The organism is Sporomusaceae bacterium, from assembly GCA_031460455.1.
Lineage (GTDB): Bacteria > Bacillota > Negativicutes > Sporomusales > UBA7701 > Anaeroselena.
Map to the genome: position 1 here is coordinate 719,559 of JAVKTQ010000001.1, position 23,601 is coordinate 743,159.

Here is a 23,601-nt window from a genome sequence, read left to right on the forward strand (position 1 = left end):
CTATCGAATGTTATTTTTGATGAACGCGACGACAGCGGCCGTGCTGGCGCCGGGGGTGAATATCTCGGCGACGCCGACCGCCTTGAGGGCGGGGATGTCGGCTTCGGGGATGACCCCGCCGCCGACGATGAGGATGCCGCCGAGGCCCTTTCCCCTGAGCAGCTCGACAACCCTGGGGAAAAGGTGGGTGTGGGCCCCTGACAGCAGGCTGAGGGCGACGACGTCGACGTCCTCCTGGAGGGCGGTTTCGGCGATCTGCGCGGGGGTCTGCCTTAGACCGGTGTAGATGACCTCCATGCCGGCGTCGCGCAGGGCGCGGCTGATGACTTTGGCGCCCCGGTCGTGGCCGTCGAGGCCGGGCTTGGCGACAAGCACGCGGATATTTTTCACGCCTCTCCCTCCCTTTCTCATATGTCGGCTTCGGCTTTGTACTCGCCGAAGACTTCGCGCAGGACGCCGCAGATTTCGCCGAGGGTGGCGTAGGTTTTGACGGTGTCGATGAGGCAGGGCATGAGGTTGGCGCTGCCGGCAGCTTCGCGCCGCAACGCGGCCAGGGCGGCGGCGACTTTGGCGTTGTCGCGCTTGGCTCTGAGGGCGGCGAGGCGTGCGCTCTGGCGTTCGCCGATTGCGGGGTCGACGGTAAGGAAGTCGCCGGCCTGCGGTTCGGAAACTACGAAGCGGTTTACGCCGACGACGGTGCGGGCGCCTGTTTCGATGTCGCGCTGGTAACGGTAGGCGCTGTCGGCCATCTCCCGCTGGATGTAGCCTTTTTCGATGGCCGCCGGGGCGCCGCCGATGGCGTCGATTTTGGCGATGTATTCGCACGCCTGGCGTTCGATGCTGTCGGTGAGGCTTTCGACGTAGTAGGAGCCGGCGAGGGGGTCGACGGTGTCGGTGGCGCCGCTCTCGTGGGCTAGGAGCTGTTGGGTGCGCAGAGCCATGCGGGCCGAGGCCTCGGTGGGCAGGCCGATGGCTTCGTCGCGGGCGCAGGTGGCGAGCGACTGGGCGCCGCCGAGGACGGCGGCGAGGGCCTGCCAGGTGATGCGGACGGTGTTGTTGTCGGGCTGTTGGGCGGTAAGAACGCTGCCGGCGGTGTGGACGTGGAAGCGGAGCATTTGTGATTTGGGGTCGTGGGCGCCGAAACGCTCTTTCATGGTGCGGGCCCACAGGCGGCGCGCTGCGCGGAATTTGGCGACTTCTTCGAAGAGGTCGAGGTGGGCGGTGAATATCCAGGAGATGCTGGGGGCGAAGTCGTCGATCTTGAGCCCGGCGGCGCGGGCGGCTTCGATGTAGGCAATGGCGTTGGCGAAGGCGAAGGCGATTTCCTGCACGGCGGTGGAGCCGGCTTCGCGGATGTGATAGGCGCCGACGCTGATGACGTTCCATTTGGGGATGTTCTCGGAGCAGTAGGCGAAGGTGTCGGTGATGAGCCGCATCGAGGGTTTGGGCGGGAAGATGTAGGTGCCGCGGGCGATATATTCTTTGAGGATGTCGTTCTGGATGGTGCCGCTGAGTGAGGCGGGGGCGACGCCCTGTTTTTCGCCGACGGCGATGTACATGGCGAGCAGGACGGCGGCGGGAGCGTTGATGGTCATGGAGGTGCTGACTTTGTCGACGGGGATGCCGGCGAAGAGGGCTTCCATGTCGGCGAGCGAGTCGATGGCGACGCCGACCTTGCCGACCTCGCCCTGGGCGAGCGGGTGGTCGGAGTCGTAGCCGATCTGGGTGGGCAGGTCGAAGGCGACGGAGAGGCCGGTCTGGCCCTGGCCGAGGAGGTATTTGTAGCGGCGGTTGGATTCCTCGGCGGAGGCGAAGCCGGCGTACTGGCGCATGGTCCATAGCCGGGCGCGGTACATGGTGGGCTGGATGCCGCGGGTGAAGGGATATTCACCCGGCAGGCCTATGTCGGCGACGTAGTCGATGCCGGCGGTGTCGAGCGGTGTGTAGAGGCGGTTGGCGGCGATGGCGCCCCGTTCGGGGATTTTCGCCAGACCCTGTTCGACTTTCGCCTGCCAGGCTGTCAGAGATTGTCCGAGTTTTGTCAGGTCTGTTCCGTTAGCCATTTGTTGGCCCCCTCTGCTGGTTTTTCATCGTGCCTGTGTGGTTGTAGCGGTCGTGGAATTCGAACGCCCGCCTGAGGTCGTGGGGTGTATGGCCGCCGCGCTTCTCGGCCGCCTGGACGTATTCGAGGAGCGGCTCGCGAAAATCGGGGTGGGCGCAGTTGGCGATGATGGCGCGGGCCCGCTCGCGCGGGCAGAGGCCGCGGACGTCGGCGACGCCCTGCTCGGTGACGAAGACCATGGCGTCGTGCTCGGTGTGGTCGCAGTGGCTGACCATGGGCACGATGCGCGAGATGGCGCCGTCTTTGGCGACCGATTCGGCGGTGAAGATTGTGAGGTAGCCGTTGCGCATGTAGTCGCCGCTGCCGCCGATGCCGTTCATCATGTGGGTGCCCATGACGTGGGTGGAGTTGGCGTGGCCGTAGACGTCGAATTCGAGCGGGGTGTTGAGGGCGATGACCCCCAGCCGCCGGATGACTTCAGGGTGGTTGCTGATGTCGAGCGGCCTGAGGACGACGGTGCGGCGGTAAAGGGCGGGGTCGCGCCGGAAGCGGCCGAGAACGCTGGGCGACGGGGTGAAGGCGCAGCCCGAGGCGGCTGTGATTTTACCGGCTTCGATGAGGGCGAAGACGGCGTCCTGGAGGATTTCGGAGTACATGTGGAGGTTTTCGAACCGCGATTTGCCCAGCCCGGCGAGGACGGCGTTGGCGATGCTGCCGACCCCCGACTGGAGGGGCAGCATTTCGGCCGGAAGGCGGCCGTGGCGCTGCTCGTGCTCAAGAAAGTCGATGAGGTTGGCGGCGATTTTTTCGCTGAGGGCGTCGGGCGGCTCGAGGTTGCGGACTTTGTCGGGGATGTCGGATTCGACGATGCAGGCGATGCGGTCGAGGCCGCAGGCGACATAGGGGCCGCCGATGCGGTCGAGGGCGCCGTAGATGGGTATTTCGCGGCGGCGGGGCGGGCGGGGATGGATGAAGATGTCGTGCATGCCTTCGAGTTCGAGGGGCTGGGCGGTGTTGACTTCGACGATGACGGCGGCGGCGTGCTTGACGAGCATCGGTGTGTTGCCCACGCCGGGACCGAGGACGAGGTCGCCTGCGGCGGTGACGGCAACGGCTTCGACGATGGCGACGTCGACCGGGCCGAGGAAGCCGTAGTCGATCTGCTGGGCGAGATGGCTGAGGTGGACGTCGGTGTAGCAGATTTCGCCTTTGTTGATGGCGGTGCGCATGCTTTTGTTGGAAGCGGCGTAGTAGGGAGACCGGCGGGCGACGGCGCCGACGGCCGCCAGTTCTTCTTCGATCTCCGGACCGACCGATGCCCCTGACCAGATGTTCACCCGGCATTTGCGGCCGTCCCTGACGGCAGCGGCCAGCGCCTTGGTGACCATCTTTGGGTACCCGGACGGGGTGAAACCGCTGACGCCCACCGTCATGCCGTCGCCGATGAGGGCGGCGGCCCGGTCGGCGGAAACAAGCTTGTCGAACAGCGCCGGATGGCGGAGACGTTCGGCTGTAAGCATGGTAATACCCCCTCGCGTCTGTTTGCCGCCAGGTGTTGCATAATGCGTGCCAAGGCCCGCGGGATGCGGCTTTCCGCCTGGAGAACGGGCTCGGCCGGGGCAGAAAAACGCCGCAGGTGTTCATTTTTGAACATCTACGGCCGGTCATTGCAGTTTACCGTTATTATTCTGAGGATGTTATCCACTGTTCATTTTTGCAACACCGTTCAAAAACGAACGCTACTCTGGTTTATCGAGGCCGTGGCGGGCGATTATCCGCCAGAGGGTGGTGCGGTTGATGCCCAGGTGTCTGGCGGCTTTGGCCTTGTTGTAACCGCACAGTTCGAGCGCCTGGCGGACAAGCTCGCGTTCGGAGCGGCGCATGTGCTCGTCATAGGGCGAGAGGGCCGCGCCGCCTGTATCGCGGCCAGCCGTGACGCCGGGCGGCAGGTGCTCGGGGGTGAGGGAGCGGCTGCCGGCGGCGATGATGTTGAAGGCGTATTCGAGGCTGTTCTGCAGTTCGCGGATGTTGCCCGGCCAGCTGTACGCGCACAGCGCCCGCATCGCTTCGGGGGTTATCTCCTGCACCTGTTTGCCCATCATGGCGGAGTATTTTTTCATGAAGTGGTCGGTGAGGGCGAGCACGTCCTCCATCCTCTCCCGCAGCGGCGGAATGAGGATTTCGATGACATTGAGGCGGAAGTAGAGGTCGGGGCGGAATTTGCGGTCGCGGATGAGGTCGAGGAGCGATTTATTGGTCGAGGCGATGACCCGCACGTCGACGGCCAGCGCCTTATTGTCGCCCACCCGGGTGACTTCGCGCTCCTGGAGCGCCCGCAGCAGCTTGACCTGGAGGTGGTAGGGCATTTCGCTGATTTCGTCGAGAAAGAGGGTGCCGCCGTTGGCCTGCTCGAAGGCGCCGACCTGCCCCGCTTTGCGCGCCCCGGTGAAGGCGCCGTCGGCGTAGCCGAACAGGATGCTTTCGACGAGTTCGGCGGGGATGGCGCCGCAGTTGATGGCGACGAAGGGCTGGGCGGCCCGGTCGCTGAGGTTGTGGATGGCCTGGGCGAACAGTTCCTTGCCGGTGCCGGTCTCGCCGGCGATGAGGACGGTGGAGTGGGAGCGGGCGGCATCGCGGGCGAGGTTGCGGGCTTTGGCGACCGCCGGGCTCTCGCCGACGATGTCTTCTATCTGGTAGCGGGCGTAGCGGTAGTGGCCGACGTTGTCGAGGAGGCGCTGGCGCTGCTTGCTGGCGTGCTGGTTGTTGAACGCCAGGCCGTATTCGGGGGTGAGGGGGATGCGGACGGCGGTGGCGCCGGGGGCCATGACGGAGGGGCCGACGCTCGGCCGCAGTTCGCTCATGACCTGGCGGCAGAGATGGGTGAGTACGCCGAGGGCGCCGGGGTTGGGGCTGCCGTCGGGGTGGGCGGCCCCGACTCTGACGCCGCGCCCGTCAAAGAGCACGGCGTCGCCGCCGGCGACCTGGGCGATGTAGGGCAGCGATTCCTCGATGATCTGGCGGAATTCGAGCTTGTTTTTGACCTGACGCCGGTTGTCGAGGACGAGGATGTCGTCTCCCAGCCGGAGGATTGCGGTGGTGACGCCGTGGGCGGTGGCGACATGGACGGCGGCGCCGCCGAGCTGCAAGCGCAGTTCGCCTGCGGACAGTTCGCGGTCCGCGGGACCAGCGCCGGCCTTGGCGACAAGCGCGCCATCGCCGCCATAGAGCAGCGCGGTGCCGCCGGACAGTTCGGCAAGCAGGTCCATCGTTTCTTTGCTCAATCGCGTGTCGGCCATAGTCGGTCTCCTTCATCCCGCTGTCTTTCCTGTCTTTTATTATACATCTCCCGGCGGGGGGCTAGGAAGACCCGAAACGAGCCCCGGCGGTTTTCCGCCGGGGCTCGTTTCTTTTAAATCCGCTCGTTGATGAGGTCTTTGGTGGCCTTGAAGACTTTGAAGAGCATCTTGTCGCGCTTTTTGCAGACTTCGGCGACGCTGCGGCCGCTGTAGTCGAAGAAGCCTTTGCCGGTCTTGACGCCAAGCTCGCCTTTGTCGACATGGTCGAAGAGGGCTTTGGGGCGCTTGCTGGGCTCGGGCGGCTTGTAGCTGGCGTTGATGATGTTGTTGGCGCTGATGTCGAGGCCGGTGAAGTCAAACCGCTGCACGAGGCCGAGAACCATGCCTCTGGGCATGAGGCTGGCCTTGACGGCCAGATCGAGCTGCTCGGGGGTGCAGATGCCGTTGTCGAGCAGGTAGAAGACTTCGGTGTTGAGCAGGATCTGGATTCTGTTGATGATGTAGCCGGGGACGAATTTTTCCATCCTGACCGGGGTCTTGCCGCATTTCTGCAGGAGGGCGATGGTGACTGCCATGGTTTCCTCGGTGGTTTTTTCACCGCGGGCGACTTCGACGAGGGGCAGTATCTGCGGCGGGGCGTACCAGTGGGCGGTGGTGAAGGTGGGCAGCCGCCGCTCGGGCACGTAGAGGAAGGGGTTGAGCGAGGAGGCGTTGGAGACGATGATGGCGTCCATCGGCAGCAGGGAGTCGAGTTCTTCGAACAGCGCCTTCTTGACGTCAGGCTTTTCCGCCACCGTCTCCTGGGCGAACTGGACGCCGGCGACCGCTTCGGGGAGGCTGTTGAAGAATTTGACCCTGCCGATGACTTCTTTGGCCTGCTCGGCGGTGAGCAGCTCTTCTTCCACAAAGGTGTCGACGTTGGTTTTAAGCATTATTTTCGCTTTTTCCAGGGTGTCGGCGCTTCTTGTGTAGAGGTTGACTTCGTAGCCGCCCATGGCGTAGTTCTGCGCGATGCCGGGGCCCATCGTGCCGGCGCCGAGGACAGCGATCTTTTTGATGTCTGCGAGCTTCATGTGAGTCCTCCCTATCTGGGGGATACGGGCGCAAGCCTTGCTCCCCGCTCTTTCTACTTATGTTTGACGAGGCCGAGCATTTCGCGCGCTTCCGCGGCGGTGGCGATTTCCCGTCCGGCCATCCGGCCGTATTCGCAGGCGCGGGTGACGAGCTGGGCGTTGGTGGCGTAGACGCCTTTTTCCATGAAGATGTTGTCCTCAAGGCCGACGCGCAGGCCGTCGCAGCCGGCGGCGAGGCCGGCGAGCATCATCGGGACGTGGGCTTTGCCGATGCCGGTGATCGACCAGGTGGAGCCGGCCGGCAGCTTGGGCAGCAGGTAGGCGACGCTTTCGAGGGTGCCGGGCATGCCGCCCGGGACGTCGAGGACGAGCTGGCAGTGGCAGGGGGTTTTCAGAATGCCTTTTTTGAGGTAGTATTCGATGTTGCCGATCATGCCGGCGTCGAATATTTCGAGTTCGGGCTTGATGTTAAGTTCCTGGCACACCTTGCCGAGGCGTTCGAGGAAGGCGGGGGTGTTTAGAAATACGTAACTGTTTGCCCAGTTCATCGAGCCGGGGTCGTAGGAGCACATTTCCGGCATCAATACGGGGAGGTGCCCGACGCGCAGGTCTTCCGACCAGGCGCTGCCCGAGGTGGTGAGGTTGATGACGATGTCGAGACCGGCGTCGGCGACGGTTTTGCGTATCTTGCCGACGACTTCGACGAATATTTCCGTCTGCATGCTGTTTTTGCCGTTTTCGTCGCGGACGTGGATGTGGGCGATGGCGGCGCCGGCCTTGGCGCAGGCGACGACGTCGGCGGTGATTTCATCAGGAGTGATGGGTACGTGCGGGGTTTGGGCTTTCGTTGTGCCGGCTCCACATACTGCGGCGGTTATGATCAGCTTCTTGTTCATAATTTAATCACCTTTACTTTCGTTAATTTCGTTTCCGCAGGTAATCGCGTCTGTCGGGGCGCTATCACCTCTCCTCAAGCTTGCCTGTCGCGCTTAGCCGATATAGTTCGCAAGGCTTTTCCCGCCGCAGACGTAGAGGGTTTGCCCGGTTATGTAGGCGGCCTCTTCGTCGGCGAAGTTCAGGCAGGCGTAGGCTATGTCAGCCGGGGCGCCGATGCGTTTCATCGGCTGGACGGCGAGGTGGCGGTTCTGCGCTTTTTCGGACATGGCCCTGAACATGGGGGTGTCGATGATGCCCGGAGCGATGCAGTTGACGGTGATGCCGGACTGGGCGAGCTCGAGCGCCAGGGTGCGCGTAAGGCTGACGATGCCGCCTTTGGCGGCCGAGTAGTTGGCCTGGCCGATGCCACCCAGCCATGAGCGTGAGGAGATGTTGACGATTCTGCCGTATTGTTGTTCGAGCATGATCTTGGCCGCCGCGCGCGAGCAGAGGAAGTAGGAGCGCAGGTTGACCCTGATGACGTTGTCCCAGTCTTCGTCGGTCATTTTTTTGATGAAGGCGTCCCTTACGATGCCGACATTGTTGACAAGGATGTCGAGACGGCCGAAGTTGTCGATGATGGTCCGGAAGGCGGCTTCCACCTGCCCGGAGTCGCTGACGTCGACGGCAATGCCGAACGCCCTGCCGCCTGCGGCTGTGATTTCCCGTACTGCTGCGTCGGTGCGGTCGGGGTCGATGTCGTTGACGCCGACGAGCGCGCCTTCGCGGGCGAAGCGGGCGGCGATGCCTTTGCCGATGCCGCCGCCGGAGCCGGTGATGAAGGCGATCTTGTTTTTAAGCCTCATAGTTTTGCCCGGCTTTCTTTTTCTTGCCGAACAACTGGGAAACAACCAGCAACCCGGCCAGGCAGAGGAAGAACAGGGAGATCGGCCTGGTGACGAAGATGGCGGGGGTGCCGTTGGATATTATGAGCGATTGCCGGAAGGCGGTTTCGAGGATCGGCCCGAGGACGAAGGCGAGCACCAGCGGTCCGGGCTCGAATTCGAATTTGCGCATCAGGTAGCCGACGATGCCGAACAGCAGCAGTATCCACATGTCGAAGACGTTGTTGTTGACGCTGTAGACGCCGATGAGGGTGATGACCAGCACGCAGGCCGACAGGATGCTCAGCCTGACTTTCAGCAGTTTTATGAAGAAGCCGATCATCGGCAGGTTCAATATCAGCAGCAACACGTTGCCGATGTACATGGAGACGACGACGCCCCAGAACAGCTCGGGGACTTCCTTGATGAGGAACGGACCGGGCGTGACGCCGTGGATCATGAGGGCGCCGAACATCAGGGCCATGACGGCGTTGGACGGCAGGCCGAGGGTGAGCAGGGGGATGAAGGCCGAGCCGGCGGCGGCGTTGTTGGCGCTCTCCGGCCCGGCGACGCCTTCGATGGCGCCTTTGCCAAATTCTTCGGGATGTTTGGATATCCTTTTCTCGACCGCGTAGGAGAGCAGCGAGGCGATTACCGCGCCGCCGCCGGGCAGGAGGCCGACCAGGAAGCCCAGCACCGAGCCGCGTGTTATTGGTCCCGCGGCCGTCGCCAAGTCTTTGCGGGAGGGGAAGACCTGCGATATTTTGTCGGTTATCAGCTTGGTTTCCCCGCTGGTCTCCAGGCAGTAGAGCACTTCGCCGACCCCGAAGAGGCCCATGGCAATAACGGCGAAGTCGAGCCCGCTGAGGAGGGTATCTGTGCCGAAGGTCAGGCGCGCGCCGCCGTATTCAGGGTCGACGCCGATTACGGCCAGCAACAGACCGATCAGCGCGGAGATGACCGACCGGAGCGGGGATTTGCTGGACAGGTAGGTGATAAAGGTCAGGCCCATGACCATTAGGGCGACGTATTCCGGCGGGCCGAATTTGATCGCCCAGCGCGATACGATGGGGGCGAACAGGTTGAGGCCGACAATGGCCACTGTCCCGGCGACGAAGGAGCCGATCGCGGCTATGCCCAGGGCGACGCCCGCCCGGCCCTTTTTGGCCATCTGGTAGCCGTCGAGCGCGGTTACGACCGACGCCGCTTCCCCCGGCAGGTTGACGAGGATGGAGGTGGTCGATCCGCCGTACATGGCCCCGTAGTATATGCCTGACAGCAGGATGATCGAGGAGTCGAGCGGGATGTTGTAGGTGAGGGGCAGCAGGAGCGAGATGGTGGCAACCGGTCCGAGGCCCGGAAGCACGCCGATGGCCGTGCCGAGCGTGACGCCTATCGCGCAGTAGAGGATGTTGCTGTAGGTGAGCGCGACCTGGAACCCCAACATCATTTGATCAAACATGGAAACACCCCCTCTCTATGAGGGATAACAGTCCCGGGAACGGAATTTTCAGCCACAAGGAGAACAGCAGATAGACGACGACCGTCATCCCGACGGTAACGAGGGCGCTTATTTTCCATGCCTCGGCGCCGACGACGCGCAGCTGGAAGATGAGCAGGGCCACTACCGCCGCCACTAAGCCCAGTGTCTTGAAGATGACGATGAAGACGGCGGTGGCGACGATGCTATAGATAACCAGTTTCGTTTTGCCGGTGAATTTTTCGTAGTTGTCTTTCCGTACGTCTTTCACGAACAGGACGAGCGAACATGCCACCAGCATGATGCTCAGTATGAACGGCCATAAGCCAGGTCCCGGCTTGCTAAGTTGTCCGAGCTCAAGTTCGTATGCCCCGATGGCGGCGACTAGGCCGATGACGAGGGGCACGATTCCTCCCAGTAATCCCATTGCCGAACCCCCAAACTATACTTTCGCGTGGAACAAGCGGCCATATTCCGCCTCCGCCGATAGGAGGCGGAATATGGTCCGGGTCATGTTACTTCTTTTGTCCGATCTGTTTGAAGTAGTCGCCGATTTCCTTGTAGCCGTCCACGAGTTTCTTCTTGAACTCGTCGCCGGAGGTGTTGGTGGGAGGCAGGTTGACGGTTTTCATGGTGTTGAGGAACTCGGGGTCGTTGGCGGCTTTCTTGAACGCTTCCCGGAGGATATTGAGCTTGTCTTTGGGGATGCCGGCCGGAGCGCCCAGGCCCAGCCAGGACACGATGGCTATGTCGTAGCCGAGTTCCTTGAGGGTCGGAGCGTCGGGAGCCTCGGGCATCCGCTTTTCGCCGGCGGCCGCAAGTACGCGGACTTCACCGGATTTGAGGAACGGGAGCAGGTCGCCGGTCGTGACGACGGTGAAGTCGACATGGCCGCCGATGACCGCGGTCATGACTTCGGTGCCGGACTTGAAGTTGACGTAGCGGAATTTGACGCCGTCTTTTTCGCCTATCCTGTTGGCAACGAATGGCTGGGGATAGCCGGAGGCGCTGAAGGAGAATCCGTCCGGCTTGGCCTTGGCGGCCTTGGACAGGTCGGCGATGGTTTTATAGGGGGAATCCGCTTTTACGGCGACGCAGTACTGGTATTGGCCGTAGGCGATGATCCCTTCGAAGTCGTCGGGGGTGTAGGGTACTTTGGTCTGGTTGGGGATGATCGCGACGCTGGCGAAGGTCATGACGCCGATCGTCTGGCCGTCCTTGCTGCCGTTTTTGAGTTCGGCGACGCCGGTAACGCCGTTGGCGCCCGGTTTGTTGACGGCGACGATGGAGACGCCCAGGTGTTTCTCAGCCGCTTTGGCCAGAGAACGGGCGCTCAGGTCGGTCGAGCCGCCGGCCCCGAAGTTAATGTACATCGTTATCGGTTTTGTAGGATACTTCTCCGCTTTTTCCCCGCCGCCGCAGCCTGCCAGCAGGGCAGTGGCGAACAGTACGCAGACGATCATGGCCACCCATTTGGATTTCATTACAAACCCCTCCTTTTATTTCCCGATATACCTACCGAGCGATAAGCGAGCATATTCCGAGGCATCCCTCCCGTCGGTGGGTTCGCGGTCGTGCCGGGCTCCGGCATCGGTGGTGTCCGCCCCGCCGCCGGGCGGAAAAAACAAAAAGCTTACCTCATAAAAACACAGCGAAAACAATCGCAGTGTTATTACGAGCTAAGCTTGCCTACTCCATATCGAAAGTTCGTTTCGATACCATAAGTCCAAGCGACTCATAGCAACCGCCAAAATTACCGGCGTCCGGCATTTAAATCGGCGATTTTGTCATTATTTTACTTTGGTACTTGCGAAAAAAGAAATCCTGGTTATGCGCCAGAATGTCCGAATCAACCCATGTTGTGCAATCGACACGCTTTTTGGACTTTTCGGACTATATCTGAGGTGATTATAACCGATGGTCGCGGCGGCCGTCAAGCCCCCGTCTGAATCTTAATCCGCTTTTGCCCCGACATGATCATTTTCCTCGTGAGGATGAAGTGGTTGTATACGCCCTGCAGCGCGGATATCAGCGCCCGTTTCGATGGGGTGTGCATCCGGTCGTCGATATCTTTGATGATAAGATCCTTGTCCGTATACAGGGATTTGCCGATCAGCGTCTTTTTGACGAAGCTGTTCTGGATGTCGCAGTACATGGGTACGTGGCAGTCAAGGATATCCCCGGAGTCAATATCGACTGTGACGATTATGCATACGAACTTGTGACGCTGGGATATATCCGTTTCGGACGGGACCTGCGCCTGCGCGGAAAACATGTGCTCTCTGGCCATTTTTGTCACCTCGCGGTCTGGCATATGCAATAAAAAACCCGGTTTATATGTATAACGACTTCTCTTAATTATCAACTTTTTCCTGCCTATATGGCTATAATTTATTTTTGGAGTCGCTACGGAGGCCCGTTTTAGCAAGGCTAGAAGGGCATCCGGTCTCTTTTCGCGCCCGGCCGGCGAAATGTTAAGACTGGCAAGATGACGCTTGACGAGCATGCGGGTATCGGTTATACTGTGTTTGAAAAAATAATAAATTTTGGCAATCAGTTAATGATACCGAGTTGCTTGGTTATGGTATCGGAACGAACTTCCGATATGTAGTGGGCAAGCCCAGCTCGTTAAATGCGTTAATGCTCTGCATTGCATTTTACGGGTTGGGCTTGTTCATTTACAACAGAATACGTAATAAGCGTTGATAAGATCGCCAATTCGGCGGCCGGTCGCACGGCCCGATATATGTTTGGCGGTTGCTATGAGTCGCTTGGACTTATGGTATCGAACCGAACTTCGATATGTAGTAAGCAAGCTTAGCTCGTAATAACACTGCGATTGTTTTCGTCGTGTTTTTATTGAGCTGGGCTTTTTAATTTTATGCCGGTGCCGAAATCCGACACCTGGCGGGGAGGTGTCGGATGGTCTGACGGGGAACCCCTTTACGCGAACTGACGCTAAAGCTTGAAACATAAACGACGAATGGGGGAAACGATTATGCAAGAAGTTGTCATCGTAAGCGCGGTGCGCACGCCAATCGGGAAGATCGGCGGCACGCTGCGCGATATTCAAGCAGACGATCTGGCGAGAGACGTTATCGCGGAGAGCATTCGGCGCGCTAATGTGGAGTCGGGGTGTATCGACGAGGTTATTTTCGGCCAGACGAAGCAAAGCGCCGAGGCCGCCAACCTGGCCAGGGTCGCCGCGTTGAAGGCCGGGGTACCGATCGAGGTGCCGGCTTATACGGTAATGCGCCAGTGCGCTTCCGGCCTGCAGGCCGTGAATAACGCCGTCCAGGCGATTATGTGCGGGCTGGCGGATATCGTGGTCGCGGGCGGAACGGAGAGCATGAGCAATGCGGTGTATTATCTGCGCAGCGCACGCTACGGATATAAGGCCGGCAACGGCGTGCTGTGCGATTCGAATATCGAGAGCCAGGCCCGCTCGCAGCCGATCGAGGTTTACGGGCAGCTGACAATGGGCCTGACGGCGGAAAATCTGGCGGCCAAGTATGCCATCAGCCGCGAGGAGCAGGATTTGTTCGCCCTGGGGAGCCAGCAGAAGGCGGCGGCGGCAATCAAGGCCGGCAGATTCGCTGAGGAGATTTTGCCTGTGGCCATCGCCAAGAAGAAGGGCGAGAAGCTTATCTTCGACACTGACGAGTTCCCCCGCCCCACGACGCTGGAAGGCCTGGCCACGCTGTCGCCGGCTTTTCTGAAGGGCGGCACGGTCACGGCGGGGAACGCCACCGGCCGCAACGACGGCGCCGCCAGTCTGGTGGTGATGTCGGCCAAGGAGGCGCAGCGGAGAAATCTCAAGCCGCTGGCGGTGCTGCGCAGCCAGGCGGCGGTGGGGGTGCCGCCGGAGATCATGGGCATCGGCCCGGCTTATGCCACTACGAAGGCGCTGAAGCTGGCCGGTCTTACGCTGGGTGACATCGGCCTGATCGAGATGAACGAGGCGTTCGCCGCCCAGTGTCTGGCGGTGATCAAAGAGCTCGATATGAATACGGGTATCCTGAACGTCAACGGCGGCGCGATTGCTCTCGGCCATCCCCTCGGCTGCACCGGGGCGCGGATACTGACGACGCTGGTGTACGAGATGCGGCGGCGGAAGGTGAAGTATGGCCTGGCAACGCTCTGCATCGGCGGCGGCCAGGGCGTGGCCAATGTGGTCGAGCTTGTTTAGCCGGCGGACTGAATCTATGAGAAGCGGAGAATCTGCCGATGATTTATAAGAACTTCGAGCAACTTATCGAACAGACAGGCGCCGGTAAAGGCGGGAAAAGAATTGTCGCGGTCATGGCGGCCGAAGACAGTCATACGCTCGAAGCGGTGTGCCAGGCGGCCAGGACCGGCGCGGTGGAGCCGCTGCTGATCGGGAATAGGCAGAAGATGGGCCGGCAGCTTGAGCTGCTGGGCGAACGGCCGGCGGACTATGCGCTCGTTCACGCCGAGACGCCTGAGGAGGTCGTCTTCAAGGCGGCGGCGCTGGTAAACGCCGGCGAGGCGCACTTCCTGATGAAGGGCCTGATCCAAACAGGCGAGATGATGAAATACCTGCTCAATGAAAAATGCGGTTTTCGCACCGATACGCAGTTGTCGCACCTGGGTCTCGTCCAGATCCCGAATTATCATAAGCTGGTGGGAATAACCGATTCGGCGCTGAATATCTATCCCGACCTGCAGCAGAAGAGGGGCATGGTGGTCAACGCCGTCAACGCTATGCTGCGCATGGGCTTCGATGAGCCGAAGGTGGCGGTTCTGGCGGCTGTCGAGCAAGTCAACCCGAAGATGCCGGAGACGCTGGACGCCGTCGAGCTGAAAAAGATGAACGCGGCAGGCGAGCTTTCCCGCTGCATAATCGAAGGGCCGATTTCCTACGACCTGGCGATTTGCAAGGAGTCGGCGGCGCTGAAGGGCTACGATAGCCCGGTCTGCGGCGAGGTTGACCTGATGGTGGCGCCCAATATCGCGGCCGCCAATATCCTGCTGAAGGCTCTCAGGTATTCGGCGGAGGCCAGCAGCGCCGGGTTCGTAGTCGGCGGCAAGGTGCCGCTGGTGCTGACCTCGCGGGCGGCGGAAGTGGGCAGCAAGTATCTGCCGATCGTCCTGGCTGCGGCGGCATCGGCGTAAGCCGCCGGTAAATTAAAGAATCGTTGCAGCAATTGTTTGGGGGGAGCGGCCTGTGGCAGAAACGATATTCAGAGTATTGTCGATAAATCCTGGCTCGACATCGACGAAGATCGCGGTGTATGATAACGAGAAGGAGATTCTCCGCAAGACGGTCAATCATAATGCGGAGGAGTTGTCGCACTTCAGGTCGATGGTGGACCAGCTGCCGATGCGCAGGGAGGCGATTATGGCCTGCCTGCAGGAGGAGAGTTTCCCGCTCGCCAGCCTGTCGGCCGTGGCTGGCCGGGGCGGCAAGCTGCCGCCGCTGAAGCGCGGCGCTTACAGGGTTACCAAGGATATGGTCGATTTTCTCACATACCGGCCGATTGACGACCATGCTTCCAATCTGGGCGCGATCATCGCCGACAGTATCGCGGCGCCGCTCGGCATTCCGGCGTTCATCTACGATGCGGTTGTGGTCGACGAACTGGAGGACGTGGCCAGGTATTCGGGCGTGCCGGAGTTGACGCGGCGGGCTTCCTGCCACGTGCTGAATATGCGGGCGGTGTCGATGGAGGTCGCCCGGAAGATGGGTAAACGGCTGGAGGATCTGAATATCGTGGTCACCCACATGGGGGGAGGAATCACGGCGTCGGTGATCAGCAAAGGCCGGATGGTCGATGTCCTCACCGACGAGGAAGGGGCATTTTCGCCTGAACGGGCCGGCAGGGTGCCTTGCCGCCAGTTGGTCGATTTATGCTTCTCCGGCAAGCACGACCAACGGTCGGCGATCAAACGCATGCGGGGCAACGGCGGCCTGATCGCCTACCTCGGCACGAACAGCGCCCTGGACGTCGAGGCGAGAATAAAGCAGGGCGACAAGGACGCCGCGAATGTGTACTACGCTATGGCTTATCAGACCGCCAAGGCTATCGGCGAGCTGTCCACCGTGGTGAACGGCGCCGTGGATGTCATCATCCTTACGGGGGCGATCGCTTATTCGCAGCTTTTTACCGGCTGGGTGACCGAACGGGTGAAGTTTATCGCCCCGGTAGAAATCGTCGCTGGCGAGAACGAGCTGGAAGCGCTGGCTTACGGCGCCCTGCGGGTGCTGCGGGGCGAGGAGAGCGCCCGGGAATTTACTCCTGCCTAGTTTTATCAACCGCAAACCAGTGTAGCCGCACTTTACGATATAAAAGGAGACTGTGCTGATGCTTTTAACAAGCGGTCATATTGTCGGCATCGTGGCAACGCTTATTCTGATGGTTGCGGTCGGACTGTACGCCGGCAGCAAGGTCAAGTCCTCTTCGGACTTCGCCACCGGCGGGCGGCAGGCCGGTTGGTCGGTGGTCGCCGGGGCGATAATGGGCACTTTGGTCAGCGGCGCTTCCACCATCGGCACCGCTCAGCTGGCTTTTCAATACGGTTTTTCCGCCTGGTGGTTCACGCTGGGGGCCGGGATCGCCTGCGCCGTCCTGGCGTTGGGCACGGCGCGCCGGTTCTATGAGGGTTCGTGCGAGACGATCGCCCAGTATCTGGTGAAGACGTACGGTACGCCTATCGGGCCGGTTTCCACCGTTTTCGGCGCTATGGGGATGTTTCTCAGCATGATCAGCCAGGTGCTGGCGTTTATCGCGCTGATGACGACGATGTTCCCCATCGGCCCGGTGGCGGCGGCGGCGATCGGCATCGTGTTCGTGCTGTGCTATGTTCTGTTCGGCGGCGTGTGGGGCGTCGGCCTGGTCGGCGTGGCTAAGCTGATGCTGCTGTACGTGGCGATGATTTCGTGCGGCGCCATCGCCCTGACGATGATGGGCGGGGTTTCGGGGCTGCAGGCAAGTTTGCCGGCGTTCCCGTGGTTTTCGCTGTTCGGCCGGGGGGTCGAGAAGGATCTCGCCGGCGGCTTTTCGTTGGTGGTGGGGGTGCTGTCCACCCAGACGTACGCGCAGGCGATCGCGGCCGCGAAGAGCTTTCCCGAGGCGCGCAAAGGGGCGCTGTGGTCGGCGGTTCTCATCCCGCCGATCGGCATCGGCGGCATCATGGTCGGGCTGTTCATGAGGGCCAACTTCCCCAATACTTCCTCGAGCGAGGTTCTGCCGACATTTATCCTCGGTTATCTGCCGCCGGTGCTGGCCGGCGTCATCCTGGCGACGCTGCTGATCACGGCGGTCGGCGGCTGGGCGGGCCTGCTGTTCGGTATTTCGACGATGTTCACGCGCGATATCTATCAGCGCTTTTTCCGTCAGCAGGCGCAGCAGCGCGAGGCGCTGCTGGTGCAGCGGGCCGCGATCGTCGTGGTGGTGCTTTTGTCGACGCTCGTCGCAACCGGTAACGCGGGGTCGCTGATTCTCGGCTGGAGCTTCCTGTCGATGGGCCTGCGGGGCTGCACCATCCTCTGCCCTCTCCTGGGCGCGATGTTCTTCCCCCGCTATCTGACCCCGGCAGCCGGCATAGCGGCGGCTTTCCTGGGGCCGGTGACGAATGTGGTCTGGTTCCTGGCCTTCCCCAAGGGGATCGACCCGCTCTATCCCGGCCTGGTGGTGAGCATGGCGACGCTGGTGATCGTCAGCCTGTTTACGAAGAAGAAGGGCCAGCAGGCAGACTTGCCGGCATAACGGGAAATAAAAAAGAGGGCTTTGGCCCTCTTTTTATATTTGTATGCACACTGATAAGCCGAGGTTGCTGAGAAAGCCCCAGATGCAAGGCGCACCGGAGGCTGACACCACCGTGTCCTCCGCGACAACGTTTAGAAGCATTGTTTGCACAGGACCTATTTAACAGCATCGCGCGTACACGAACGTACGCTGAGGATGGCAGCCGAGGAGCAACGCCGCAGATGGGGCCTTATCGGCAACCGGAGGGACGCAGGTGGTGGATGTCGTTAAGGAGGGTAAGTATCGAGCGCTGTTTGTGGTATTCGATGATGCTGACGCAGGTGTTGTCGAGGCGGATGTCCCAGAGGTGGTTGAGGTGGATGTTAAGGGCGGCGCAGATGATGGTGCGGATGGTGCCGCCGTGGGAGACGACGGCGACGGTCTGGCCGCTGTGGCGCTCGACGAGGCGGGCGATGGCGCCGGCGGCCCGGTCCTTGAGTTCGCGGAATGTTTCGCCGCCGGGGATGCGGACTTCTTCGGTGCGGGTGAAGAGCTGGGTGTATTCTTCCGGCCACCTGTCGCTGATGCCTTCGTAGGTGAGGCCTTCCCATTCGCCGAAAAGGATTTCGCGCAGTTCGGGCAGGCAGGTGACGGGCAGGTCGTGGCGGGCGGCAATGGTCTCGGCGGTGACGCAGGCGCGGCGGAGGTCGCTGGCATAGACGGCGTCGATTTTCTCGGCGGCGAGGCGGGCGGCGACCAGTTCGGCCTGGCGGAGGCCTTCGTCGGACAGGAGGGTGTCGGTGTGGCCCTGGTATTTGAGTTCTTTGTTCCACACGGTTTCGCCGTGGCGGACGAGGATTATTTTCGTCATGGGTTACCATCCTTGAGGTTTTTGCCCAGCGCGGCCAGGAGCGCGGCGTTCTGGTCGGGCAGCTTAACGGCGAGGCGGATGTAGGCGGGTGACAGCTCCGGATAGTTGCTGCAGTCGCGGATGAGGATGCCGTCCCGGAGCATGGCCTGGCGCAGGACAGGGGCTGTCGTTCCCGCGAGGCGGGCGAGGACAAAGTTGGCGCAGGCCGGGAAGGGATGGACGCCGGGAAGGGCGGCGAGGCCAGAGACGAGTTCCTCCCTGGCGGCGGCGACGGCGGCGACACTGGCGGCCCGGTAGGCGTCGTCGCCGAGGGCGGCCACGCCGGCGGCCTGGGCGAGGGTGTTGACGTTCCAGGGGTCTTTGGCGCGGTCGAGGATATCGCCGACAGCCGGGTCGGCGAGCAGGAAGCCGAGCCTGAGACCGGGGATGGCGTAAAATTTCGTGAGCGACTGAAGGATGATGAGGTTGGAATAGGCGGCGAGCAGCGGCCGGCAGGTGTGGTCGGCGGCGTCGGGCAGGAAATCGAGGAAGGATTCGTCGACAACGACCCAGGCGCCCGCCCTGGCAGCGGCGGCGATGACGGTTTCGGCCTCGCCGCGCCGTATGAGGCAGCCGGTGGGGTTGTTGGGATTGCAAAGGAAGGCGATGTCGACGCCGGCGAGGCGGGCCGCGAAGGCGTCGGGGTCGAGGCGGAAGCCGTCTTCGGCGGTCAGCGGGAAGTAGCTGACGGCGGCGCCGGCGGCCCGGGCGGCCCGTTCGTATTCGCTGAAGGTGGGGGCGGCGAGGAGCACACGGCGGGGGCGGCGCACCTGGCAGAGGACATAAAGCAGCTCAGCGGCGCCGTTGCCGCAGGTGATGAGGGCGGGCTGGACGCCGTAGCGCCGGCTGATGGCGCTTTTGAGGGCGGCGGCGGCCGCGTCGGGGTAGTGGATGATATCGTCGAGGGCGGTCCGGACGGCGTCCCGCACGGCGACGGAGAGGCCGAGGGGATTGATGTTGGCGCTGTAGTCGAGCAGTTGGCCGGGGGCGGCGCCGGTAAGACGGGCGACGGCGTGGATGTTGCCGCCGTGTTCGAACGGGCCGGGGGGGTTCATCGGCTTCCCTCCTCTGTGACGGTGAGCCCGCCGGGGATAAGGCTGGTCAGGCGCAGGAACCGGAGCGCGGGGCAGACCCGGACGACGTCGGCCCGGCAGGCTTCCGCCACGGCAGGCGCGGGCCGGCCGGGAAAGAGGATGCCGAGGACGGTGCCGCTGTGGGCGGTGTTGACGCCGACCGCCCCGTGGCGGTGGGCGATGGCGATGACGTCGGGGAGCGCGGGTTTGGCGAGGATGGCCTGGTTGGCCAGGGCGCTGATGGTGGCGGCCTGGCCGATGAGGGCGCAGTCGCCGGCGGCAAGGCCGCGGCTGACAAGGTCGACTGCCCGGCGGACATCGTGTTCCTTGGCGGCGTTGAGGGCGCCCAGGTCGGTGCGCCGGTTGAATTCGAGTGTATCGATGATGCCGCCGGCGTCGAAGACGAGGACGCTCATGGGCGGCGGACTGCCGAGGGGCCGGCGGGTAAGGCCGCGGACATGGTCGAACATGACGATGCCGGGGAAGAAGATGCCGTCGGTCGGTTCGATGGCGAGGGCGATGTCGGCGATTTCGTCGGCGGTGAGACGCCGGCCGGCGGCAAGGGCGGCTGCCTGGCAGGCGGCGGCGATGTCGGCGCTCGACGAGGCCATGCCTTTGCCCTGGGGCAGGTCGGAGGTGACGGCGACGGTGAAGGGTTGTCGGGCGACGCCGAGATATTCCCACGTCCTGAGGACGGCGGCGACGGTTTTGTCGCCGGCGGCCGACGGCCCGGAAGCGCCGGGGGTGACGGCGACCTCGGCGTAGAGGTCGACCGGGCAGGTTATGAGGAAGTTGCCGCCGTCCAGTGTGCCCTGGACGAGTTCGCCGCACGAGCCGGGAGCGCGGACGGTTGCTGTCATCATAGATTATTCCCCTGTTGCATACGCCGCGACTCGGCAGCGCGCGAATTTTATTGCCAGAAAATCTTGTTCCAGTCCCAGGCTATTACAAAAATAAATAATACGACAACTTCGGTAAGTTCGGTGACGGCCCCGTAAGTGTCGCCGGTGAGGCCGCCGAGCGCCCGGGTGGCGTAGCGGCTGAAGGCGACGGCGAACAGGGCGGCTGCGGCCAGGGCGATGAACGCGGCGGGCCCAAGGGGGACGACGAGCAGGGCGGCGGTGACGGCGGCGATATAGAGGGCCGGGCGGCCGGCGTAGGCGGCGAAGGCTTTGCCGATCCCTTCGGGGCGGGCGTAAGGGTATGAGGTGATGGCGATGACCATGGCCAAACGCCCGAGCACCGGCATGGCGAACAGGGCGGCCAGCGGGGTGGCCGACACGGGGCCGGCGGGCAGAAGGTCGAGGAGCAGCGACCATTTGGCGAGGATGAGGGCGACGAAAACGATGACGCCGTGGGCTCCCACCCTGCTGTCTTTCATGATTTCCAGCATCCGTTCGCGGGATCTGCCGGACAGCAGGCCGTCGGCGCTGTCCATGAGGCCGTCGCAGTGCAGGCCGCCGGTGAGGTAGAGCTCAAGGACGATGAGGGCGGCGGCTAGGGCGTGGACGGGCAGGACAGGGTCGGCGAACCGGCAGAAGGCGGCGAGAAGGGCGCCGATGACCGCGCCGACGAGCGGAAAGCAGCGGACGGAAGCGCCGAAGGTTTCCGGCGCTACGGTGTCCTGGCGGACGAGCCGGATGCGGGTGAGGAACTGCAGGGCGGTGAGAAATTTGTCCATAGTTTGCCCGGCAAGGCGCCGGTCTCCTCTTGCGGTGATTTCTATACGATGAGAACGGTGGCAACGGCGGCGAACAGGGCGGTGGCGGTGTACATCATCCTGACGGTACGGGCGATATCGCCGGGCGCGAGCGGGCGGCGCGGCTCGCCCATAGTGGCCCGCAGCGACGGCACGCCGCCGTAGTGGTTGAGCCCGCCGAGCCGGACGCCGAGGGCCCCGGCGACGCCTGCTTCGGGGATGCCGCTGTTGGGGCTGGGGTGCTTGGCGGCGTCCCGCCAGATGGCGCCGGCGGCGCCGCGGGCGTCGCCGCCTGTCAGGAAGGCGGCGGCGATTATCAGCACGCCGGTTATGCGGGCGGGGATGTAGTTGAACATGTCGTCGGTCCTGGCTGCAACCATACCGAAGTCGCGGTATTTGTCGTTCTTGTAGCCTACCATCGAGTCGAGGGTGTTGACAGCGCGGTAGAGGACGGCGAGCGGCGCGCCGCCGAGGGCGGCGTAGAAGAGCGGGGCGATGATGCCGTCGGTGATGTTTTCGGCGACCGTTTCGACGGTGGCGCGGGTTATTCCGGCGGTGTCGAGGGCGGCGGTGTCGCGGCCGACGATCCAGCCGACCTTGCGGCGGGCTTCGTCGAGGTCGCCGGCTTCCAGGAGTCTCTGGATCTCCCGGCCGGCTTCGGCCAGGCTGCGGGGCGTGATGGCGAAGGCCAGCAGGAGGGCGCCGCCGCCGAGGGCGGCCAGGGGGTGAAGGGCGGCGAGAGCGGCCAGCGCCAGCCAGGATGCGGCGAAGCTTACGGCGAGGACGGTAAGGACGAGGATAAGGCCGGCGAGGCGTTTGGCGCTAGGCGCTGCCGCGGGGTTGAGGAGCCGTTTTTCGAGGGCGGCGATGAGGTTGCCGATGAGGACGACGGGGTGCCAGCCCGTCCGCGGGTCGCCGATGAGGGTATCGAGGACGAGGGCGAGACCGGGCAGGTATTTGGCGGTGCTCAGCATGGGGCACCGAGGATGCGGTAGATCAGGTCCATGTCGAGGTGGGCGCGGACGTGGGCGGCGAGGCGGTCGTAGCTGCGTTCCTTGTGGCTGCGGGTGTCGGTGCCGGCCGCCAGGGGGGCGAGGCCCTTGCGGGCTCGGAGGGCGCCGATCACCGCCCGCCGGAAGGCGTCGTTGTCGAAGATGCCGTGGATGTAGGTGCCCATGACGAGGCCGTCGTCGCGGACCGCGCCGTCGCATTCGCGGACATGGCCGCCGGAACGGGCGGTGATGGTGAAGGCGGGAGTGACGGGGGTGAGGAACTCGGTGCGGCCCATGTGGATTTCGTAGCCGGCAAGGTCGCCGGCGGTGAAGCCGAGGCTGAGGAAGGGGCTGGCGTCGCAGGCGGCTGCGACCTGATGGGTTATCTTGTCGGCGGCGAAGGTGGTGACGGCGTCCAATAGGCCGAGACCGTCGACCCGGTCGTTGGCCGATTCGGTGTGGTCGGGGTCGCGCACTTCGCGGCCGAGCATCTGGTAGCCGCCGCAGATGCCGACGACGGGGACGCCGGCGGCGGCGAGGCGGGCGATGGCGCGGTCAAAGCCCTGGGCGCGCAGCCACAGGAGGTCTTCGGTGGTGTTCTTGCTGCCGGGGAGGATAACGAGGTCGGGGGCGCCGAGCTGCTGCCCGGCGGCGACGTAGCGCACGGCGACGCCCGGCTCGCCGGCGAGGGCGGTGAAGTCGGTGAAGTTGGAGATTTTCGGCAGGCGGAGAACGGCGATGTCGATGTCGGCCTGCCCTCCCCCCTCCCCTGCCCTGCTCTGGCGCTTGTCGTCGAGGGAGACGGAGTCCTCGTCGTCGATGCCGAGGTCGTCGAGGTGGGGGATGACGCCGACGACAGGTTTGCCGGTCCTGGCGGCGAGAAAATCGACCGCCGGCCGGAGGAGGGCGATGTCGCCGCGGAATTTGTTGATAATGATGCCTTTGACAAGGTCGCGTTCGTCGGGCTCCAATAGTTCGAGGGTGCCGACGATGGAGGCCAGCGCCCCGCCGCGGTCGATGTCGGCGATGAGCAGCACGGGGGCGGGGGCCAGCTTGGCGATCCGCATGTTGACGATGTCGTTGGCTTTGAGGTTGACTTCGGCCGGGCTGCCGGCGCCTTCGATGACGACGACGTCGTAGGCGGTCTGGAGGGAGCGCAGCGACTTTTCGACGACGGCGAGGAGCTCGCGGCTGTAGCCGGCGTGATACTGGCTGGCCGACATGTTGCCGACCGGGCGGCCGAGGACAACGACCTGGGAGGAGGCGTTGCCGGTCGGTTTGAGGAGGACGGGGTTCATTTCGACGGCCGGCTCGAGCCCGGCGGCCTCGGCCTGGGCCACCTGGGCGCGGCCCATCTCGCCGCCGCTTTTGGTGACATAGGAATTGAGGGCCATGTTCTGGGCCTTGAAGGGCGCGACGCGGTGGCCGTCCTGGCGGAATATCCGGCAGAGGGCGGTGGCGAGGATGGATTTGCCGACATGGGAACTTGTTCCTTGCAGCATGATTGCCTTAGACATATATTTGCCTCATTCTGTGCAACCGCCTTT

At 63.1% G+C, this 23,601-nt stretch carries 21 protein-coding genes; 4 read left to right on the forward strand and 17 right to left on the reverse strand.

Going from position 1 to position 23,601, the window contains the following annotated elements; genetic code table 11:
- The 11 genes from RIN56_03795 to RIN56_03845 all read right to left on the reverse strand — a co-directional run bounded on the left by RIN56_03795 (position 1) and on the right by RIN56_03845 (position 11,961).
- Positions 1 to 390, reverse strand: coding sequence for a cobalamin B12-binding domain-containing protein (locus RIN56_03795; GenBank protein ID MDR7865914.1), 390 nt, complete (start codon positions 388 to 390; stop codon positions 1 to 3).
- Between the two features lie 17 nt (positions 391 to 407).
- The gene (locus tag RIN56_03800) at positions 408 to 2,063 is read right to left on the reverse strand and encodes a methylmalonyl-CoA mutase family protein (protein ID MDR7865915.1); all 1,656 of its coding nucleotides are present in this window, start codon (positions 2,061 to 2,063) and stop codon (positions 408 to 410) included.
- On the reverse strand, positions 2,056 to 3,582 hold the full coding sequence (locus RIN56_03805) for a succinate CoA transferase (GenBank protein MDR7865916.1): 1,527 nt from the start codon (positions 3,580 to 3,582) through the stop codon (positions 2,056 to 2,058). The genes RIN56_03800 and RIN56_03805 overlap by 8 nt, the downstream gene beginning before the upstream one ends.
- 219 nt (positions 3,583 to 3,801) lie before the next feature.
- Positions 3,802 to 5,358, reverse strand: a complete 1,557-nt coding sequence (locus RIN56_03810) for a sigma 54-interacting transcriptional regulator (GenBank protein ID MDR7865917.1) — start codon at positions 5,356 to 5,358, stop codon at positions 3,802 to 3,804.
- A 113-nt stretch (positions 5,359 to 5,471) separates the two neighbouring features.
- Entirely contained in the window at positions 5,472 to 6,431 is a 960-nt protein-coding gene (locus RIN56_03815; protein MDR7865918.1) for a 3-hydroxyacyl-CoA dehydrogenase family protein, read from the reverse strand.
- 53 nt (positions 6,432 to 6,484) lie between these two features.
- On the reverse strand, positions 6,485 to 7,327 hold the full coding sequence (locus RIN56_03820) for a 3-keto-5-aminohexanoate cleavage protein (protein MDR7865919.1): 843 nt from the start codon (positions 7,325 to 7,327) through the stop codon (positions 6,485 to 6,487).
- A 93-nt stretch (positions 7,328 to 7,420) separates the two neighbouring features.
- Positions 7,421 to 8,173 (reverse strand): SDR family NAD(P)-dependent oxidoreductase, encoded by a 753-nt coding sequence (locus RIN56_03825; GenBank protein ID MDR7865920.1) that lies wholly within the window; start codon positions 8,171 to 8,173, stop codon positions 7,421 to 7,423.
- Entirely contained in the window at positions 8,163 to 9,653 is a 1,491-nt protein-coding gene (locus RIN56_03830; GenBank protein ID MDR7865921.1) for a tripartite tricarboxylate transporter permease, read from the reverse strand. The genes RIN56_03825 and RIN56_03830 overlap by 11 nt, the downstream gene beginning before the upstream one ends.
- On the reverse strand, positions 9,646 to 10,098 hold the full coding sequence (locus tag RIN56_03835; protein MDR7865922.1) for a tripartite tricarboxylate transporter TctB family protein: 453 nt from the start codon (positions 10,096 to 10,098) through the stop codon (positions 9,646 to 9,648). Before RIN56_03835 ends, RIN56_03830 begins: the two co-directional genes overlap by 8 nt.
- 88 nt (positions 10,099 to 10,186) lie before the next feature.
- The gene (locus RIN56_03840) at positions 10,187 to 11,155 is read right to left on the reverse strand and encodes a tripartite tricarboxylate transporter substrate binding protein (protein MDR7865923.1); all 969 of its coding nucleotides are present in this window, start codon (positions 11,153 to 11,155) and stop codon (positions 10,187 to 10,189) included.
- 449 nt (positions 11,156 to 11,604) lie between these two features.
- The gene (locus tag RIN56_03845) at positions 11,605 to 11,961 is read right to left on the reverse strand and encodes a DUF3870 domain-containing protein (GenBank protein ID MDR7865924.1); all 357 of its coding nucleotides are present in this window, start codon (positions 11,959 to 11,961) and stop codon (positions 11,605 to 11,607) included.
- 708 nt (positions 11,962 to 12,669) lie between these two features.
- On the opposite strand from RIN56_03845, the gene RIN56_03850 reads away from it, so the two are divergent.
- Genes RIN56_03850 through RIN56_03865 form a run of 4 tightly spaced genes read left to right on the forward strand, consistent with a single transcriptional unit; the run spans position 12,670 to position 17,401 of the window.
- A complete protein-coding gene (locus tag RIN56_03850) occupies positions 12,670 to 13,860 on the forward strand; it encodes an acetyl-CoA C-acetyltransferase (protein MDR7865925.1) in 1,191 nt (396 codons plus the stop codon).
- 38 nt (positions 13,861 to 13,898) lie between these two features.
- Positions 13,899 to 14,807, forward strand: a complete 909-nt coding sequence (locus RIN56_03855; GenBank protein MDR7865926.1) for a phosphate acyltransferase — start codon at positions 13,899 to 13,901, stop codon at positions 14,805 to 14,807.
- A 52-nt stretch (positions 14,808 to 14,859) separates the two neighbouring features.
- Entirely contained in the window at positions 14,860 to 15,939 is a 1,080-nt protein-coding gene (buk, locus tag RIN56_03860; protein ID MDR7865927.1) for a butyrate kinase, read from the forward strand.
- Positions 15,940 to 15,997: 58 nt separating this feature from the next.
- Positions 15,998 to 17,401, forward strand: a complete 1,404-nt coding sequence (locus RIN56_03865) for a sodium:solute symporter family protein (GenBank protein ID MDR7865928.1) — start codon at positions 15,998 to 16,000, stop codon at positions 17,399 to 17,401.
- Between the two features lie 229 nt (positions 17,402 to 17,630).
- On the opposite strand, the gene cobC is transcribed toward RIN56_03865, so the two are convergent.
- From cobC to RIN56_03895, 6 genes are read right to left on the reverse strand one after another with little or no spacing between them, the layout of a single operon-like run.
- Entirely contained in the window at positions 17,631 to 18,251 is a 621-nt protein-coding gene (cobC, locus tag RIN56_03870) for an alpha-ribazole phosphatase (GenBank protein MDR7865929.1), read from the reverse strand.
- Positions 18,248 to 19,345, reverse strand: coding sequence for a threonine-phosphate decarboxylase CobD (gene cobD / locus RIN56_03875; protein MDR7865930.1), 1,098 nt, complete (start codon positions 19,343 to 19,345; stop codon positions 18,248 to 18,250). Before cobD ends, cobC begins: the two co-directional genes overlap by 4 nt.
- On the reverse strand, positions 19,342 to 20,226 hold the full coding sequence (locus tag RIN56_03880) for a GHMP kinase (GenBank protein MDR7865931.1): 885 nt from the start codon (positions 20,224 to 20,226) through the stop codon (positions 19,342 to 19,344). The genes cobD and RIN56_03880 overlap by 4 nt, the downstream gene beginning before the upstream one ends.
- A gap of 47 nt (positions 20,227 to 20,273) precedes the next feature.
- Positions 20,274 to 21,044, reverse strand: coding sequence for an adenosylcobinamide-GDP ribazoletransferase (gene cobS / locus RIN56_03885; protein ID MDR7865932.1), 771 nt, complete (start codon positions 21,042 to 21,044; stop codon positions 20,274 to 20,276).
- Positions 21,045 to 21,085: 41 nt separating this feature from the next.
- Positions 21,086 to 22,036, reverse strand: coding sequence for an adenosylcobinamide-phosphate synthase CbiB (gene cbiB / locus RIN56_03890; GenBank protein MDR7865933.1), 951 nt, complete (start codon positions 22,034 to 22,036; stop codon positions 21,086 to 21,088).
- Positions 22,030 to 23,571: a cobyric acid synthase gene (locus RIN56_03895; protein ID MDR7865934.1), complete on the reverse strand. Its 1,542-nt coding sequence runs from the start codon at positions 23,569 to 23,571 to the stop codon at positions 22,030 to 22,032. Before RIN56_03895 ends, cbiB begins: the two co-directional genes overlap by 7 nt.
- Between the last annotated feature and the right edge of the window lie 30 nt (positions 23,572 to 23,601).

Bases quoted from the DNA above. Each gene is read 5' to 3' on its own strand.
- RIN56_03845 (MDR7865924.1), bottom strand. From the start codon at position 11,961: ATGGCCAGAGAGCACATGTTTTCCGCGCAGGCGCAGGTCCCGTCCGAA.
- RIN56_03815 (MDR7865918.1), bottom strand. From the start codon at position 6,431: ATGAAGCTCGCAGACATCAAAAAGATCGCTGTCCTCGGCGCCGGCACG.
- RIN56_03895 (MDR7865934.1), bottom strand. From the start codon at position 23,571: ATGTCTAAGGCAATCATGCTGCAAGGAACAAGTTCCCATGTCGGCAAA.
- RIN56_03855 (MDR7865926.1), top strand. From the start codon at position 13,899: ATGATTTATAAGAACTTCGAGCAACTTATCGAACAGACAGGCGCCGGT.
- RIN56_03850 (MDR7865925.1), top strand. From the start codon at position 12,670: ATGCAAGAAGTTGTCATCGTAAGCGCGGTGCGCACGCCAATCGGGAAG.
- RIN56_03830 (MDR7865921.1), bottom strand. From the start codon at position 9,653: ATGTTTGATCAAATGATGTTGGGGTTCCAGGTCGCGCTCACCTACAGC.
- cobD (MDR7865930.1), bottom strand. From the start codon at position 19,345: ATGAACCCCCCCGGCCCGTTCGAACACGGCGGCAACATCCACGCCGTC.
- RIN56_03825 (MDR7865920.1), bottom strand. From the start codon at position 8,173: ATGAGGCTTAAAAACAAGATCGCCTTCATCACCGGCTCCGGCGGCGGC.
- RIN56_03835 (MDR7865922.1), bottom strand. From the start codon at position 10,098: ATGGGATTACTGGGAGGAATCGTGCCCCTCGTCATCGGCCTAGTCGCC.
- RIN56_03880 (MDR7865931.1), bottom strand. From the start codon at position 20,226: ATGATGACAGCAACCGTCCGCGCTCCCGGCTCGTGCGGCGAACTCGTC.
- RIN56_03820 (MDR7865919.1), bottom strand. From the start codon at position 7,327: ATGAACAAGAAGCTGATCATAACCGCCGCAGTATGTGGAGCCGGCACA.
- RIN56_03810 (MDR7865917.1), bottom strand. From the start codon at position 5,358: ATGGCCGACACGCGATTGAGCAAAGAAACGATGGACCTGCTTGCCGAA.
- RIN56_03805 (MDR7865916.1), bottom strand. From the start codon at position 3,582: ATGCTTACAGCCGAACGTCTCCGCCATCCGGCGCTGTTCGACAAGCTT.
- cobS (MDR7865932.1), bottom strand. From the start codon at position 21,044: ATGGACAAATTTCTCACCGCCCTGCAGTTCCTCACCCGCATCCGGCTC.
- cobC (MDR7865929.1), bottom strand. From the start codon at position 18,251: ATGACGAAAATAATCCTCGTCCGCCACGGCGAAACCGTGTGGAACAAA.
- RIN56_03800 (MDR7865915.1), bottom strand. From the start codon at position 2,063: ATGGCTAACGGAACAGACCTGACAAAACTCGGACAATCTCTGACAGCC.
- RIN56_03840 (MDR7865923.1), bottom strand. From the start codon at position 11,155: ATGAAATCCAAATGGGTGGCCATGATCGTCTGCGTACTGTTCGCCACT.
- RIN56_03865 (MDR7865928.1), top strand. From the start codon at position 15,998: ATGCTTTTAACAAGCGGTCATATTGTCGGCATCGTGGCAACGCTTATT.
- cbiB (MDR7865933.1), bottom strand. From the start codon at position 22,036: ATGCTGAGCACCGCCAAATACCTGCCCGGTCTCGCCCTCGTCCTCGAT.